The sequence below is a fragment of the Serratia sp. JKS296 genome (assembly GCF_900215445.1).
Classification (GTDB): Bacteria; Pseudomonadota; Gammaproteobacteria; order Enterobacterales; family Enterobacteriaceae; genus Serratia; species Serratia marcescens.
This window is the reverse complement of record NZ_OCMX01000001.1, coordinates 4,434,522-4,450,543: the sequence shown is the minus strand read 5'-3', so window position 1 is coordinate 4,450,543 and position 16,022 is coordinate 4,434,522. Positions and strand designations below refer to the sequence as shown.

The 16,022-nt window shown below is 53.2% G+C and carries 14 protein-coding genes; 5 read left to right on the top strand and 9 right to left on the bottom strand.

Annotated features, from left to right (window positions below):
* Positions 1-29: 29 nt before the first annotated feature.
* The 6 genes from CRO23_RS21350 to CRO23_RS21325 all read right to left on the bottom strand — a co-directional run bounded on the left by CRO23_RS21350 (position 30) and on the right by CRO23_RS21325 (position 8,894).
* Positions 30-1,271, bottom strand: coding sequence for a restriction endonuclease subunit S (locus CRO23_RS21350; protein WP_097102869.1), 1,242 nt, complete (start codon positions 1,269-1,271; stop codon positions 30-32).
* Entirely contained in the window at positions 1,264-2,898 is a 1,635-nt protein-coding gene (locus tag CRO23_RS21345) for an HsdM family class I SAM-dependent methyltransferase (protein ID WP_097102867.1), read from the bottom strand. Before CRO23_RS21345 ends, CRO23_RS21350 begins: the two co-directional genes overlap by 8 nt.
* Positions 2,892-5,990 (bottom strand): type I restriction endonuclease subunit R, encoded by a 3,099-nt coding sequence (locus CRO23_RS21340; protein ID WP_097102865.1) that lies wholly within the window; start codon positions 5,988-5,990, stop codon positions 2,892-2,894. Before CRO23_RS21340 ends, CRO23_RS21345 begins: the two co-directional genes overlap by 7 nt.
* A gap of 232 nt (positions 5,991-6,222) precedes the next feature.
* The gene (locus CRO23_RS21335; RefSeq protein ID WP_097102863.1) at positions 6,223-7,140 is read right to left on the bottom strand and encodes a restriction endonuclease; all 918 of its coding nucleotides are present in this window, start codon (positions 7,138-7,140) and stop codon (positions 6,223-6,225) included.
* Positions 7,141-7,231: 91 nt separating this feature from the next.
* Positions 7,232-8,356: an HNH endonuclease gene (locus tag CRO23_RS21330; RefSeq protein WP_255253516.1), complete on the bottom strand. Its 1,125-nt coding sequence runs from the start codon at positions 8,354-8,356 to the stop codon at positions 7,232-7,234.
* 229 nt (positions 8,357-8,585) lie between these two features.
* On the bottom strand, positions 8,586-8,894 hold the full coding sequence (locus tag CRO23_RS21325) for a hypothetical protein (protein ID WP_097102859.1): 309 nt from the start codon (positions 8,892-8,894) through the stop codon (positions 8,586-8,588).
* A 406-nt stretch (positions 8,895-9,300) separates the two neighbouring features.
* Between CRO23_RS21325 and CRO23_RS21320 the strand changes: the two genes are divergently transcribed.
* The 4 genes from CRO23_RS21320 (at position 9,301) to CRO23_RS21305 (ending at position 11,312) form a co-directional block, all read left to right on the top strand.
* The gene (locus tag CRO23_RS21320) at positions 9,301-9,714 is read left to right on the top strand and encodes a putative T6SS immunity periplasmic lipoprotein (protein ID WP_042785635.1); all 414 of its coding nucleotides are present in this window, start codon (positions 9,301-9,303) and stop codon (positions 9,712-9,714) included.
* Between the two features lie 149 nt (positions 9,715-9,863).
* The gene (locus CRO23_RS21315) at positions 9,864-10,691 is read left to right on the top strand and encodes an RNase A-like domain-containing protein (RefSeq protein WP_097102857.1); all 828 of its coding nucleotides are present in this window, start codon (positions 9,864-9,866) and stop codon (positions 10,689-10,691) included.
* 4 nt (positions 10,692-10,695) lie between these two features.
* Positions 10,696-10,983, top strand: coding sequence for a contact-dependent growth inhibition system immunity protein (locus tag CRO23_RS21310; RefSeq protein ID WP_016929245.1), 288 nt, complete (start codon positions 10,696-10,698; stop codon positions 10,981-10,983).
* Complete coding sequence (locus tag CRO23_RS21305) at positions 10,980-11,312, top strand: contact-dependent growth inhibition system immunity protein (protein WP_097102855.1); 333 nt, start codon at positions 10,980-10,982, stop codon at positions 11,310-11,312. Before CRO23_RS21310 ends, CRO23_RS21305 begins: the two co-directional genes overlap by 4 nt.
* Before the next feature lie 24 nt (positions 11,313-11,336).
* Here the strand turns inward: CRO23_RS21305 and CRO23_RS21300 are convergent, their stop codons facing one another.
* Complete coding sequence (locus CRO23_RS21300) at positions 11,337-12,767, bottom strand: 6-phospho-beta-glucosidase (RefSeq protein ID WP_097102852.1); 1,431 nt, start codon at positions 12,765-12,767, stop codon at positions 11,337-11,339.
* Positions 12,768-12,783: 16 nt separating this feature from the next.
* Complete coding sequence (gene ascF / locus CRO23_RS21295) at positions 12,784-14,226, bottom strand: PTS cellobiose/arbutin/salicin transporter subunit IIBC (RefSeq protein ID WP_097102850.1); 1,443 nt, start codon at positions 14,224-14,226, stop codon at positions 12,784-12,786.
* A gap of 284 nt (positions 14,227-14,510) precedes the next feature.
* Between ascF and CRO23_RS21290 the strand changes: the two genes are divergently transcribed.
* Positions 14,511-15,533, top strand: a complete 1,023-nt coding sequence (locus CRO23_RS21290; RefSeq protein ID WP_139375480.1) for a LacI family DNA-binding transcriptional regulator — start codon at positions 14,511-14,513, stop codon at positions 15,531-15,533.
* Between the two features lie 24 nt (positions 15,534-15,557).
* Here CRO23_RS21290 and CRO23_RS21285 read toward each other — a convergent pair whose 3' ends face one another.
* Complete coding sequence (locus CRO23_RS21285) at positions 15,558-15,980, bottom strand: hypothetical protein (protein WP_097102848.1); 423 nt, start codon at positions 15,978-15,980, stop codon at positions 15,558-15,560.
* Between the last annotated feature and the right edge of the window lie 42 nt (positions 15,981-16,022).

Below are 16,022 nucleotides of genomic sequence, written 5' to 3'. Positions count from 1 at the left end.
TGGGCTGCGCCTCGCAAAACCCGTTGGGATTATTTGACCGTGACCTGCCCGTTCATAAGCAAGGGGAGGAGCCAGTCGCGGAGTTTAATTAGATTCTGGTTTTCAAGGCTACGCGAAAAAATCATTTTATTGTATTCTGAAACAATATCATCATATCGTTTCAGTAATCCGGGTTCTGGGCAAACGACTTGCAGTGAATGCAAATCATCTTTTGTCATGGAACCAAATGTTGTCCCTTCCGCATTTCGACGATCAAATATCTGTTTGAAATACTTCATCACGTAGAATAAAAAGCCATCTGAGTGGCTTTTGCTGTTTAATGCCGCAAGCCCTCGCCCAATACAACAATCGGCATTGGCTATATTCATATCACCAACTGGCGCACGAACGCTGAGTAAAATATCACCTTTTTTCGCCATTCTTGCGGGTGATGTTGTGTACTGACGAGGAGTTGGGAAAAGCCAACCAAAGTCCGTTGAACCCTGGAAAAATAGCGTTCCGATTCCATCTTCGTTATAAGACTCACCGGCTGGAGACTGCCCCATTGTGATATTCGCTATTTGAGACAGCGTGTTAACCGCCCACCCAACCGGAACTTCCCGTTTCAGCGTGGCGTTATATACCATCTTCCCGCCGGAAGTTTTATACGGTTTTCCGTTGGCATCAGGGAAATCAAACTGTACAAACCAGTAGTCATACAGCGTTTTCGCCATCGCTTCTAGTTCGGCATTAATGAAATTGTTAACATCGATTTTTTTATCAAGCGCAGCCAGAACAGAAGATAGTTTCTTTTGTTGTGGAAGGGGGGGCAAATTAATGGGGAAATCCTTAATTTGTTTAGAGCTAATATGCGGAACTAATGATCCTGTATTTATTGATTGAATGTACTTAGAGAACCAAGGGCTGGCAATAATATACTTTAAATAAATAATATCCAGTTCGGTGCTACCACGTAGCCTTGCAGTACGCTGAACTAATAGGGATGGCAGATCCTCTTTGCGTATAGAACTGTATTTTAATCCCGCACCAATCCATGGACGATCCATTGCAAGCACGACATCATTTTCTTTAAGCTGGTACTGATTGTATTTTTCGTACTCATTCTTTGGCCATCTCTTAGCATCATCCCATCGAAGAGTTCCTTGAGCGATATTATCGCCTCTCAATAATTTAATATCCTTAGGATCATCAGAGTAGCCACTACTTTTAAATGGAAATCCTGTAAATACCTGAGCGACTTGTCCTAAGGTAGTTTTCTTCCAATTACTCATACTTCAGCCCCGCTATCTGCGTCTTTATCTCCGCTTCCAGCTCGCGAGACTGACTAAACAAACTCTCCAGATTCTCCGTAAACCCTTTCATCTTCGCGGTAAACTGTTCCGGAGTCATATCGGTGTATTCAATTTTCACATCAAAATACTGTCCGGCGCTGAACGAGTAATTTTTCCCGGCGATGTCGTCATAGCTTACCACCACCGAGAAATCCTCTTCGCTCCACTTGTTGTTGAACACTTCGCAGATGCGCTGCTCTTCTTCTTCGGTCAGTACCGTTTTCTGGTTTTTACCGTCTTTGACCTTTTCACCTAAATTCGAGGCGTCGATCAGCACCACTTTCTCTTTGTTGCTGGCGTCAATAAACAGGATCGACACGTTGGTGCCGGTGGTGGCGAAGATATTCGACGGCATGGAAACCACGCCCGCCAGCATCCTGTTTTTCACCAGATGTTCGCGAATCCCTTTATCAATGCCCGACTGCGCGGTGATAAACCCGGTCGGCACCACCACCGCCGCCTTACCACCCGGTTTCAGCGAGAAAATGATGTGTTGCAGGAACAACTGGTAAATTTCCATTTTGTCCCTGGCTTTGGCTTTGATTTTCGGTATCCCGGCAAAGAAACGTTGCTGGTTTTCTTTGCTGTCGAGATCGTCGCGGAAATCGCTGAAATCCATTTTGAACGGCGGGTTGGAGACGATGTAGTCAAAGCGTTTCAGCGCGCTGCCGTCCTTGTGGAACGGATGCAGAATGGTGTTGCCCTGGATAACGTTGGGGATCGAATGCACCAGATTGTTGAGGATCAGGTTCAGGCGCAGCAGGCTGGAGGATTTCTGCGAGATATCCTGCGCAAAGATGCTGCAACGATCTTCGCCGATGGCGTGCGCCACGTTCATCAGCAAGGTGCCGGAACCGGCGGACGGGTCGTAACAGCTTACGTCGCGCACCACACCCTGCTGCGCTTTTGGCACCAGGATTTCCGCCATGATGCGCGCAACGGCGTGGGGTGTGTAGTATTCGGCGTATTTGCCGCCGGAGTTGCTGTTGTAGTCTTTAATCAGGTATTCAAAGATAGTGGCGTAGAAGTCGAATTTCTGCGTGAAGATACGTTCGAAGCTGAAATCGGCCAGTTTGTTGATGATGGCGCGGCAGAAGTCATCGCGCTTTGATTCGTCGGCGATGTACTGGCTGAGGCGCTCAAACAGCACCACTTTCGCGCCGCCGTCGGTTTTGACCGCGAAGACGTCATTGTTGGTGGCGGCGATGTCCATCAGGGTGTCGTCAAAAGTGGTGGCGAAATTCGCCTCATTTTGACGGTTGTATAAATACTGAATGAAGTGATGCGGTTTCAGACGGGCGGTGTCGGCGCTCATCTTCAGTTGCAGCTTGTCACGCTGTTCCTCACTCATCTGATTAAGCGCGACTTCCCATTTTTCGGCGCTGGCGATGCTTTTATCCACCTTTTTGGCTTCAAAGGCGAATTTGTCGTTCAGGAATTTGTACAGGAATGCCTGCGTGATGATTTTGAATTCGTTACCGTCGTTGCCCAGACCGTAGTTCGCACAGATGCTTTTCAGACTGTCGATCAGTGTTTTGGTTTTGTCTCTAAATTCCAGTTCTACCACGTACGTGCTCCGGTATTAAATTCGTTCAGGTATTCCGCCACAATCAGGCGGTTAATGTCGCCAGCCGCTTTCGCACTGAGGGTGATGTGCTGCTGTTGTTCAAAGTGATCAAGTACACATGACACAATCTGGCGCTCAAAATAGCTTTCATTGTTCAGTATCTGGCTGTTGTTCAGCACTTTTTCATCCGCATCCAGCTTAACGCCAAGCAGTGCTTCGAAGATTTTACGCTCTGGTTCGCTCAGGCCGCCGCGCTCGCGCAGGCGTTTGTGGGTACGCGCGTATTTCACGTCGCCCCGGTATTTCTGGCGCAGCAGGTTGTTCTGGCGGTTCAGCTCTTTGATGCGGTCATGAATTTTATTGAGTGTGCCGATATTCGCAACCATTTCTTCCTGCGTGACTTCGCTGAGCTTCTTTTTCTTGAACAGGCGCTCCAGTTCGTCTTTCAGGCTGACAAACTGCGGATCCTGTTGATCGAAATTTGCGGCCAGCGCCTCGCGGGTACGGCGCAGTGTTTCTTTCAGTTCGTCGGCCAGTACCAGCTCTTCTTCACCCACTTTATGGAATTCAAAGATCACCTCTTCCAGCGCCCGGTTCAGCAGGCCGGAGAGGTCAACGCCCTGTTCCAGATCCGCTTTCAGGTTGAGTAAGTCGAGGCGGCGGCTGGCTTCGCGGTAAAGGATGTTGAGTTTGTTGAAGTCCAGCGCCTGAAGAAATTCAGTGTTGCCCTGGAGGCGGATGAGGTTGTACAGGCTGCGGGCGTCGGCGAGCGCGTTTTTCAGCGCCAGCGCGGTTTCCCGGTCCTGGATCTGGTTTATCTGGTCAGTGAAGATTTCCGCGTTTTCCGTGTCGAAGGTAAACAGAACGTCTTTGATGTGTTCGATTTCTTCGCGGATTTCTTCCGCCGATTTGAACAGGCGGGAGTAGTGCTCCATTTCGTCGCCCAGTTCAGCCTGTAACTCTTCAAAGTAGGCTTTGTTGGTGGCGTCAAATTCCTGGCGGATGTCGGCGAAGTCCACCACGTAGCCGTAGCGGAAGTGGTTGTACGTACGGTTGACGCGGGTCAGCGCCTGGAGCAGGTTGTGTTTTCTGATCACTCGTCCGAGGTAAAGTTTTTTCAGCCGTTTGGCATCAAAGCCGGTGAGCAGCATGTTGTAGACGAACAGCAGGTCAATCTCGCCCGCCTTGAATTGCTCCACCCACTCTTTGCGTTCCTGCTTGCTGCCGATGTCGTGCAGGATCAGGGCGGCGCGTTTTATTTTCCGCGTTTCTTTGGCGTGGATCTGGTAAACGGCGGCGGGTTCTGCGGCCTGTAATACCGGCATTTCGTCGGTGACGTCATCGGCGACGGTGGGTGATTCGGCGTAGTCAGTGTTGAATAACTCAAACATCTGTTTGGCCTGTTCAGAGCTGTCGCAAATCACCATGCCGCCGATGGTGTCATCATTCAGCGCGCCCCGGCTTTTGGCAAAGTCGGTGACGATGTAGTTCAGCATCGGTTTGACGAAGCTGGGATGGGCATAGATGAATTTGCGATCCACATCGCCCATTCTGACTTCCACCTCTTTTAGCGCCTGTTGCAGGATCATCCGGTAGTTGGTGGCGATCTCTTCGCGGATCAGGCGCAGCGTGTAGCCATCGGCAATGGAGGCGTTGTAGTAGTATTTGTGTATGTAGTCGCCGAAGATATCACGGGAGTTGTAGTCCGTTCCCAGCAGCGGCGTGCCGGTCAGGCCAATTTTGATGGCGTTGGTATCCGACTGGCTTAAGTTCGCCAGGAAGCTTCCTTTAGGGTTGTAGCTGCGGTGGACTTCATCGAGGAAGTACACGCGCTGGATGCTGATGTCGTAGTCTTTGGTGGTGACGACGTCCGGGTCATCGCGGAATTTCTGGATATTGACGACGGTGATTTCCGCTTTGCCGTGGTGGTTGTGCAGCGCCTGCGTCGCTTTGATATCGCGGGTGAAGGCTTCGCGTGAGTCAATAAGGTGAACAATTAAGCCACGGGCGGTGAACTCGCGCTGCGCCTGCTGGAGCAGATCCAGACGATCAACAATAAAGTAGAACTTTGGGATCACCTGCTGATTTTGGAAGTAATCGGTCAGGAAGCGCACATTGTAATAAGCCAGCGCGGTTTTTCCGCTGCCCTGAGTGTGCCAGATAATGCCTTTTTTTACGCCAGCTTTGAGTTTACGTTCGATCGCTTTGGTAGCGAAGAGCTGCGGGTAGCGCATGATGTGTTTCTGGATGCCCCCCGACTCGGCGACGTATACCAGTGCATAGCGCAGGATAAATGCCAGCCGATCGCGGCTTAACAGCGCGGTGCAGAGGCGGTTGGTCGGGCGGTTGTGATCTTTATTGGTCTGAAATTCTGGGTTGGTGCGGATTACTTCCAGGTTGTTGTCTTTCAGAACAGCGATTTCGGTTTCTTCTGACAGCGGTTTCAGTAAGTTGGTCAGGTTGAAGAGTTCTTCTTCTCGGAAGTAGTTGAATACCGGGTTGCTGTATGAGCTGCTGGCGTAGAATGCCCCCTGAATCGGCTCCGGGTCACTGTCGTCATACTCCATGTTGTTGGAGAAGATCATGAACTGGGTGATATTGGCGAAGCGTTTGAATTTGGGGTTCTTAAAGCGTTCGTTGATGCGGTTGCGTTCTGCGACGATACCTTCGCGGTTGTTGGGCTTTTTCACTTCGATAAAGATCAGTGGCATGCCATTGATTAGTAGCGTGATGTCCGGGCGGAACTCTTCATCGCCGTTTTCGCAGGTCAGTTCGGTGACGACATGGAAGCTGTTGTTGTTGAAGTTGTCGAAGTCTATCAGTTTGATGCCAGAACGATCGCTGAGTTTTTCGAAGAAGGCGCGGCCCAGGTCGTCGTTGTCGAGAAGCAGCGTGAGGTCTTTTAACAGGCGTACGATGTCGTCGGGCGCAAGTCCAGGGTTTATTTTGCCAATCGCAGCGGTGAAGAGGTCAGGGAAGATGTTGGTTTCTTTGTCCCAGCGTTGTTCTTTCAGGGACAGGTAGCGGTAGCCCAGCCGTATCAGGTGGAGGATGACGGGGATTTTTACCCGGGTGTCTTCGGTGAATTTCATCGTATTCCCTGTTTTGATTTTTATCACGTCTCAGACCATGCAGCGCCCCATAATCCCAGAACGGCTGGCAGCAATGTCTGTTCAATTTATATCTATGTTACACGTTCTTTGTTAAATGTGGGTTGCTCCCCACAACCGTAGATATATCCTGTCCTCAAGAGGAGACCTGTTCAAAGGCTTCTTGACCGACGCCGATTAAGAGGGCGTAACGACGAGATTAGTGTAGAAGAATTTACTGATCAAAATAATCACTATCCAACTTTGGTACTTTGACCAACGTCGAACTGACACCCACCTCGTTGTCCATCATCAGATGTACCAACCGGTTACCGTCGATAAGTACCATGCCTTCCACCGATTGCGCATAGGCAACGGCATGCTTAGTAAAGCCAGATGTCGTGATGAATACCCCTCGTTTAGCCTTTTGTCCCACAAGTGCACCGTAGAAGGCATGCAACTCAGGGCGGCCTACGGTGTTTTGCCAGCGTTTGGCTTGCACATACACTTTTTCTAAGCCGAGCTTGTCTAAAGAAATTACGCCATCAATCCCCGCATCACCGCTGCCTCCGACACGCTTTAAATCATCGCGGTGGCCGCCGTAGCCCAAACGGTGCAGCACATCCAGCACGATGACCTCGAAGCGGCCTGGGGATACTTGGCTCAGGTTCTCTAGCAGTTCTGTCGCAACCGCATCGCGGATCTCTTTGATTGATTGTTCCAGGCGGTCGTCTGGGCTATTCGTTAACATCGCTTCGGTGAGAAGGGGTTCTGTAACTGGGTCTAAATCCACCGCATCACTATTTTGTTGAAGTTTGACGTTGGTATAAGCCAAAGCGAGATGTTCGACTTCTGCTGTAGTGAGCGGGTTTGGATGCTGCTTTAACCAGTCGATGCCTTTGGCGGTTAAGCACCATTTGCCTCTGGATAAGCTGTGCGAGAGCCCAGCACGTTTCAAACGATCGTGAGCCCAGCCGGTACGGTTCTTATAAACCAATTGGCCGCTGGCAATGGTTTCTGCTCTTTGTTCTTCGTTTAGGTTGAGTATGTCTGCTGCTGCATCTTGCACATCTCGAGCAAGTGCGCCTTCGGGCTTGGTTGCCAAAAAGCGAAGCACTGGCTCGATGAATTGGTCGTAGGTAGGTACTGACATGCTGAGGTTCCCTGTTATTATTTATTATTCCTATGATACTGCACAAACCCGGTTTTGAAGTTGACAGGTAGCACGCAGTTGCAGGCAACTTTTAACCGATAGTGGCCTCTTTCAACTCCAACTTCACCATCAGTTGCTTATTCACCTCTTTCCCATCCACGCCACTATGAATCCGCCGATGGCAAGTTGGGCAGATGGCGCCCACCCACTGCGGGTGATCGGGGCCTTCGTCGGCTAAACGTTTGGTGTGGTGGGGTTCGAGGTAGGGCTCGCCGTTCTTTTTCTTGAACGGTGCCGGCTGGTCGCAGGCTTCGCAGATGCCATTGGCGCGCTTGAGCACGTATTTTTTTACGTCTTCGCTGCGTTTGAACCAGGATTTTTTGCTGTCGCTCTGTTGGCGCTGGCCTGATATCTCTGAAGACTTTATAGCCTTTGCGCGCAACTGTTCTAAACTCTCCTCCTTCTGGCCTACTTCTGATGAGATAATCTCATGAGCAGAATCTTGAGCAGAAGATACACGGAATAGATTGAAAATTATCCCTTGCCTCATGTTTTCTTGGGTATCTTTACATTCAGCGTAGTTCCATGAATCACACTCAAATAGCCCAGCAAATTTCACGCCCGTACTTTTTTTGTTATATTCAAATAAAAGTATATCCTTACCATTCTCTTTATGGTCGCGGATATCTTTATTGCCTTTGGTAAACTGCATGTTACCTTTCTGGCCTTCTCCCGTGTAGGAGAAGTGGTCGTTGTTAGACCATCCATCTTTGTACCCATGAGTTTCGCCAGTCTCGCCGGTGAAAATGAAGATCACGGGGAATTCTTTAGGTGTCGATATTCCGCCCTGTTCTTGCCCTCCATAGAGGTCGTGGAGGTATTTACGTTTATAAACTTCGTCTTCTTCCAGTATCTCAAAAGGATGCGGCGTTTCGACGATCTCAAAACCGAGGTCTTTGAGAAACTTAATGGCTTTTTCCGTTCCGCTATCGGTGTTGATTCCCTTAAACGGATAACCATGCTGCTCATTGTATGCTCTAGCGGCAATGCCTCGGATGTCATACTTCTCGCCATTATAAAGAAGGGTGCATTTTTTAAATCGTTTTATTTTATGTTGTTTTAAGAATTCATCTCGGCCAATTTTTTTATATTCTTCGATGGCTTTTAAAACGGATTCTTTTGAAGATAACGCCTCTATTGCAGTTGCCAAAACCACTTCCTCACATTGCCGAGTTGGCTCTGAGCAATGTGCTTGCTGACGAGAGCAGTATGCATCAATACCCAGCAGTTAACTCATCGATTTACCGAATGCGTTAACTATGCCAGGTAGGGGAGGAAATGCCCACCCTGATGAATGTTTTTGTTGTGATATGTCAGTCAGATCTATTGGAAATCGTGGGTGGGAAGGGCGACGAGTGCAGGCATCGCCCTGATTGTCATTTACGTTAGCCGCAGGTTTCCATCTCCTGCAACGCTCGCCCATAAAGGTTACAAAGCGCAGGAACCAGATGGGCCGTAGCATTGAGATAGCGATTCAGCTGTTCCCAGCCTTCGGTATCCAGCTGTGGGTGCTTTTGCAGTAAATGGCCGAATAGCATCAGGCCGTGGCACAGACCTTCCGCTTGCTCGGCAGAGAGTGCGGCGAGGTCTAAGAGCTCTGAGGGATTGAAAGCGCTGAGATCGAGGTGGTTAAACAGTTGGCGATAGAGGGTAAGGGTGCTTGCAGCGGATTCTGTAGTGGGAACCTTTATCATGGGTGCATCTCCGTATGTCATTAGTTAATGACTATCACCAGAGACGCTAAACTCGGGTGGTAGCCCAGACGGGGTTAGCGTCACCGGGACATACGAACCGGCGCTTCTTGCGAAGCCCCCGCCTGAGCCACCATTATTTGGAGTGAACTAAAGCTGCTGCATTATTACATAATACAGCGGTAGTATGTCAGATTCGGAACGCTAACTCCGGCTACGGATCTTGCCGTAGCGAAAAAACTATAGCGTTATCAGTAAAATGAAAAAATAACCTGTATGGAATTACAGTTTATTTACTTTTAGGGTTGGAATGTACCTCGCAATTCGGCATGTCATCTTTGCGTCGAACTATCAGTCATCCATTCATGGATAATATTTCTTCATTAAGGTTTATAAATAATGGAATATGATGAAAGCTAATTGCGTACTGGTCATTGCAGGATCGATATTGTTAAGCGCCTGCACCGGCGATCGTCTCGATCAGCGCTATGCGCCGGACATCCCTATCACCGCCCATACTAAAGCGAATGGCGACATCTGCATCTATCCGTTACCAAAGGAAAATGAAAGGCCAGATACGCTCTATCTCAGTGGTGATACGGATGAGAAATTGATTGAGGTGGGGAATCGGGATCTTAAAAAGGGTATTTGTGTTACGCAGAACGATTACCCGTTTCAGGAAAATAATATCTACAGCATGAGGTTAAATTTTGTGCCGATTGATAAGCGCAGAAATCTGCAGGATGTTTCTGGCAGGGCATTTACTGCTCACTTCAAAGTGAAAAGATTCAATAATCACTTTGCTATCGAAAACATCCAATAACGAGGCGCTATATTGAAATAACAGTGCTTCAGCATTGTCCAAGCCTTGCAGATAAGGTGCCGGTTAATTCGGCGTTAACCGTTCCAGTATTTATCCTTTCTAGAGCTTATGTTAATCATACGGCTTTGCTAATTCACGGATGAACGAACATGGCGAATGAAGATGAGTTGCGTATTGCCCTGTCGCCGGTGCAGCTTGCGGCGGTGCTGTCTGATGAAAGCGTCACTGAAGGTGAAACGCTCAGTAACCGTCTGCTTGGCGGTTTGGGGCTTGCCGGTGGTGTCGTTGAGCTGATGGGGGCGGGGGTGTTGTGCTATGCGCCGGATCCGACGTTTATCACCAAGGTCGGGTGTGTGGTGGTGGGAACGCATAGCCTGGACAGCATCAAAGCCGCTTCCAATCAGATGATTACCGGGCAGCCAACGACGACTGATACTTATCAGTCTGCCGTTGTGTTGGCGCAAGCATTGGGTGCCGATCGGGAAACCGCCTATAACGTCGGTTTAACGGTCGATATTGCCGTGCCTTTTGTCTTTGCCGGAGCGGTTGGCGCTGTCAGAGTCGCATCCGTGCGTATGGGGCGGGTTAAGCTGGTTGAGCATGAGTCCGTTAGCGGTCAATATCCGGGCGGGCACACATTGGCTCGGCATATAAACATAGCTCCGGAAGCGCTTATTGCCAGGCTAACCAGGCGCCCGAAACTGATCGCGGTGAGTACCTTCAGATCGGTAAAGGAGGCCGAAAAGTATGTATCTGTCACGGTAAAGGCGAACCGTGCAGATATTATGAATTGGGTAAAGTACGCATCTCCCGGCAGCCGTTTGAGCGTGTATCATAATTTTTCAGAGTCAGTGGGTTACGGCGTGTTACGCGGCAGCACTGACGTCTATCAATGCCATCGGGTTGGCGTTGTGATTGAATTTACCCGCTATAATGGCAAACCTTACTTTATCCTTAGCGCCTTCCCTGCGAGATAAGCCGATGAAAACCAGCGAACTTGATAACCTGATCGTTGTTTATTTTGGTCAAGATTATGACCTGATAAATGCAGAGGGCGATATTACTGCGCTGATCGCAGAGTACATTCGTCTGGCGACTCATCAGCAGCGCGAGGATTTGGTCAATGAGATAGATGAGCTACTTGCGCAGGATAATGTGGAGTCATTATTCAACCAACGTTTCGGTTTTACCTTCAGCCCGGAGCTATGGGGAACCACGGTTCCCGCATTCCTACAACAGGCCAGAAGCGCTGCAGTGAAAGTGCTTTGAACACCACCGTGATTCGCAATCACTTTAGCGAGCTCAGTAGCCTATTCAGTATTTACTTCGGTCAGGATTATGATCTGTTTACTGATGCCGAAACGGCCGAGAGGGTGATTGACGGCTTCTTGGAGCAAAACGGCACTCAAGTCATCCGCGATATCCTCGAGGAGACTAAAGAATTTCAGGCTACTTATGCAGGACGTATCAACGAAGGCATAGCGGATCATTTTTCAGATGAGTTTGTGCCGGAGAGCTGGGGCACGACAGCGGTAGCGTTCTTTGCCATATTGCAACGAAAAACGGAACACAAGCTGGGGCAGCTTAAGCGAATTTAAGCCCCCCAACCCCACCGCCCAAACCTACCCCAAATCCCCCCCATTGCTGGCGATCACCTTTTTATACCACCAGAACGATTTCTTGCGGGTGCGGGTGAGGGTGCCGTTGCCCTGGTCGTCGCGGTCGACGTAGACAAAGCCGTAGCGCTTGCTCATTTCGCCGGTTGAGGCGGCCACCAGGTCGATGCAGCCCCAGGTGGTGTAACCCAACACCGGCACGCCGTCGGCAATGGCGTCGGCCATGGCGCGGATGTGTTCGCGCAGGTAGCTGATGCGGTAGTCGTCCTCAATCTCGCTTGCTGCATTGAACTCGTCGTGTGCGCCCAGGCCGTTTTCCACCAGGAACAGCGGTTTTTGGTAGCGGTCGTACATCATGTTCATGGTGATGCGCAGCCCCAGCGGATCGATGCCCCAGCCCCAGTCGCTGCGCGGCAGGTGCGGGTTCGCCAGTGATTTCACCACGTTGGCGGCGCTGCTGTTGTTGTCGTTCATGTCGGCGGAGGCGCAGCGCGAGGCGTAGTAGCTAAAGGAGACGAAGTCGACGGTGTGCTTCAGGATGTCGGCGTCTTCCGGTTCCATGACGATGCTGACGTCTTTCTCACGGAATACGCGGGCGGCGTAGGAGGGGTAAGCGCCGCGCGCCTGCACGTCGATAAAGAACAGGTTCTCGCGGTCTTTCTCCAGCGCGGCCCACACGTCTTCCGGCTTGCTGGACCACGGGTAGAAGTTGCCGCCGGCCAGCATGCAGCCCACCTGGTTGGCGGGGTTCACTTCATGGGCGATGCGCGTCGCCAGCGCGCTGGCCACCAGTTCGTGGTGCGCGGCCTGGTATTTAACCTGTTCGGGGTTTTCGTCCGCTTCAAACACCAGCCCGGCGCCGGAGAACGGGCTGTGCAGCAGGATGTTGATCTCGTTGAAAGTCAGCCAGTATTTCACCAGCCCGTCGAAGGCTTCGAAGCAGGTGCGGGCGTAGCGGGTGAAGAACTCCACCATCTTGCGGCTGCGCCAGGAGCCGTATTCGGTCACCAGGTGCATCGGCACGTCGAAATGGCACAGGGTGACCAGCGGCTCGATGCCGTATTGGCGGCACTCTTCGAACAGGCTGCGGTAGAAGGCGATGCCCTCGGCGTTGGGCGTCAGCTCGTCGCCGTTGGGGTAGATGCGGCTCCAGGCGATGGAGGTGCGGAACACGGTAAAGCCCATCTCCGCCATCAGCGCGATGTCGTCGCGGTAGCGGTGGTAGAAATCGATGGCGTCATGGCTGGGGTAAAACTCGTCGTCGCGCAGGCTAAAGCGCTTCTCCAGCCCGAGTTTGACCGCCATGCGGTTGGCGCCGTGCGGGATCATATCGACGGTGGTCAGCCCTTTGCCGCCCTCGCGATAGCCGCCTTCCGCCTGGTTGGCGGCTAAAGCGCCGCCCCATAAAAATCCTGTCGGGAATGTTGAATCGGACATGCAATCCTCTGGTGTCTCAATGCGTTGCGCCGGCGGCGTTCGCCGCCGGTGCGGTTTGGCCGGGCGCGGCGCCGTTTTCCGGCAGATCCTCGAAGCCCAGCATCAGCGTGAGCGCGAACGACAGCACCACCGAGAGCGCCATCACCGCTACCACCCACACGATGCTCATCGGGTTGGCCGGATCGAAGAACTGCACGCTGGTGAACAGCCCGGGCGAGGCCATCGAATGGCTGGCCAACCCGCCGATGCCGGCGACCGCGCCACAGACGAAGCCGCTGATCAGGCTGGCGATCAGCGGCCGCTTCAGGCGTACCGCCACGCCGTACAGCGCCGGTTCGGAAATCCCCGCCACGATGGCGGAAGCGGCGGCGGCCAGCGCGGTCTGGCGCAGCTCGCGGTTCTTGGTTTTCAGCGCCACCGCCAGCGAAGCGCCGCCCAGCGACAGGTTGGCGCCGATCTCCGAAGGCATCACCATACCCTCTTTGCCGGTCTCGGCGATGGTCTGGATGATGGTCGGGGTGAACACCCGGTGCATGCCGGTGATCACCAGCAGCGGCCAAATAGCCCCCATAATGGCCACGGAAAGCCAGCCCAGGTAGCCGTGCACGGTGTAGACCAGCGCAGAGATGCCGCTGCCGATCCAGATGCCGAGCGGCCCGATAAGCAGAATGGCGACCGGCGCGGCGATCAACACGATCAGCATCGGCTTGAGGAAGTTCTTGGTCACCGCCGGGGTGATGCGATCCACCCCGCGTTCGATGTGCGACAGGATCCAGGTCATCACCAGCGCCGGGATCACCGTGTAGGTGTATTTCACCGCCGTCACCGGGATGAAGGCGAATTCCACCGCCTGGCCCTGCGCCGCCTTGGCCATCAGATCGATAAAGTTGGGATGCACCAGCACCCCGGCGATAGCGATCGCCAATGACATGTTGGTTTTGAACTTCAGCGCCGCCGAGGCGGCGACCATCACCGGCAGGAAGAAGAACGCGCCGTCGCCGATCACGTTGAGGATGACGAGGGTCGAGGAGCCTTTCTCGAATACGCCGGCCATGTCCAGGATCATCGCCAGCAGCTTCACCATCGAGCCGCCGATGATAGCGGGGATCAGGGGCGACATGGTGCCCACCAGTGCGTCGAGAATGCCGGTGCCAATGCCCTTAAGGGTGAGCTGGCGTTTTACCGGGGCGGCGGGGGCCGCCGCGCCCGGCATGCCGAGCGCCAGCACCGCCTGATAGGCCTTGGCCACCTCGTTGCCGATGATCACCTGGCACTGCTCGCCGCTGTGCACCACGCCCAGCACGCTGTCGATGGCCTTCAGCGCCGGCGTGTCGATCCGCGTTTTGTCTTTCACCACGAATCTCAGGCGGGTCATGCAGTGGGTCACGGCCTCGATATTGCCCGCGCCGCCCAGGGCGGCCACGATAGCGTGCGAGATCTCTGCGTAGTTCTTCGGCATGGCGTGTCGTCTCTCAGATAGCAATTCGGATAGCCCAAAGGCGAATATTTACTGCCTGGGCGATCCGTCGTTCCATCCGTATGAAACGCCCATAAGAAACCGGTTTCACAAAATCATGTATTGGTGTTTTGCTGTTGGCAAGAACTATGGTTTTTAGCGTTGCGTTTTCGTGATCTGGATCGTTAGGGGTAAGCGCATACCGATGTGCAGGGGCGTGAAAACGTTCCAAACGCCGGGCGTCTTGGGTAGACTGCGCTGAACCCATGGATTTTGGCGGCGCACAGATGGCAACGATACTCGAGGTGGCGAAAAAGGCCGGCGTTTCAAAGGCGACGGTGTCGCGCGTTTTGTCCGGCAGCGGCTATGTCAGCGAGGAGAAACGCGCGTTGGTGGATAAAGCCATCGCGGAAACCGGCTATCGGCCCAACCTGCTGGCGCGCAGCCTGGCGACCAACACCACCCAAACCCTCGGCCTGGTGGTCACCAATACCCTCTACAGCGGCAACTATTTCAGCGAACTGATGGCGCAGTCGGCGCGTATCATGGAGGCGAACGGCCGCCAACTGATCCTGGCGGACGGCAAGCACACCGCCGAAGAGGAGCGGGCCGCCATTCAGTTTTTGCTGGATCTGCGCTGCGACGGGGTGATCATCTATCCGCGTTTTCTGTCGATCGCGGAAATGGACGAGATCGTCTCCCAACACCGCCAGCCGATTCTGGTGATCAACCGGCGGCTGCGGCTGAACGACAGCTACTGCATCTTCAGCGATCAGCACGCCGCCGGCGCGGCGGCGGTGGCGCACCTGATCGCGCGCGGCCATCGCGACATCGCCTTTATCACTGGCTCGCTCGATTCCCCCACCGGGCTGGAGCGGCTTTCCGGCTACAAATCCGCGCTGGCGCAGCAGGGCATCGCGGTTAACGAGGCGTTGATCGTCGAGGGGAAATGGCACGCGCAAAGCGGCGTGGCGGCGGTCGATGCGCTGCTGGCCGGCGGGCAACCGTTCAGCGCCATCGTCGCGGGCAACGACGAAATGGCCATCGGCGCGATGAAGCGGCTGATGGAGCGCGGCGTGGCGGTGCCGGAGGCGGTATCGGTCATCGGCTTCGACGACATCCCGCTGGCGCCCTATACCGTGCCGTCGCTGTCGAGCATGAAGATGCCGGTCACCGAGATGATCCAGGAGACCATCAACCGCCTGCTGTCGATGCTGGACGGCGGCGAGCTGAGCAAGCGCCCCAGCTTCCCGGCCAGCCTGATCGAGCGCGAATCGGTGGCGGCGGGACCGTATTGGGGAAAGGCATAAGCGCGTACCCGCCTTTTTCAGGCGCTACAACGCTTGAATCCGCCTCTTCGACAAAGCAAAAATCCCCAGCGCGCTGCCCAATGCCAGGGCGCTGGCAAGTGCCGTGGATAGCGCGAACTCGCGTGTGTAGGGCAGCAGCAGGCCAACCGCAGAGATGCTGCCCAACAGCAGGCTAAAGAACAGCGCTTTTTTACGATAGGGCGCCTTTAGGTTGAGATAGGCGGCGACGGCGCAGACGATAAGCGTGCCACCGACGACGACCAACAGCGGCAGGATGATGAGCGCCCCGGCGAGGAGATTGGACAGCCCAACGTCCTCCACGCCGGCGTAAGAGACAATAAGAAACATGATGCCGATGGCTAACACCGTGCTCAGTTTGATGACGATATAGGCGCTCGCGCACAGGTTAAGCGCCTTTAATCCTATTATCATCACGTTGTTTGCCATCGTTCATCCTTGAGTTTGCTGGATATGGGCCGTGTTGGCCTG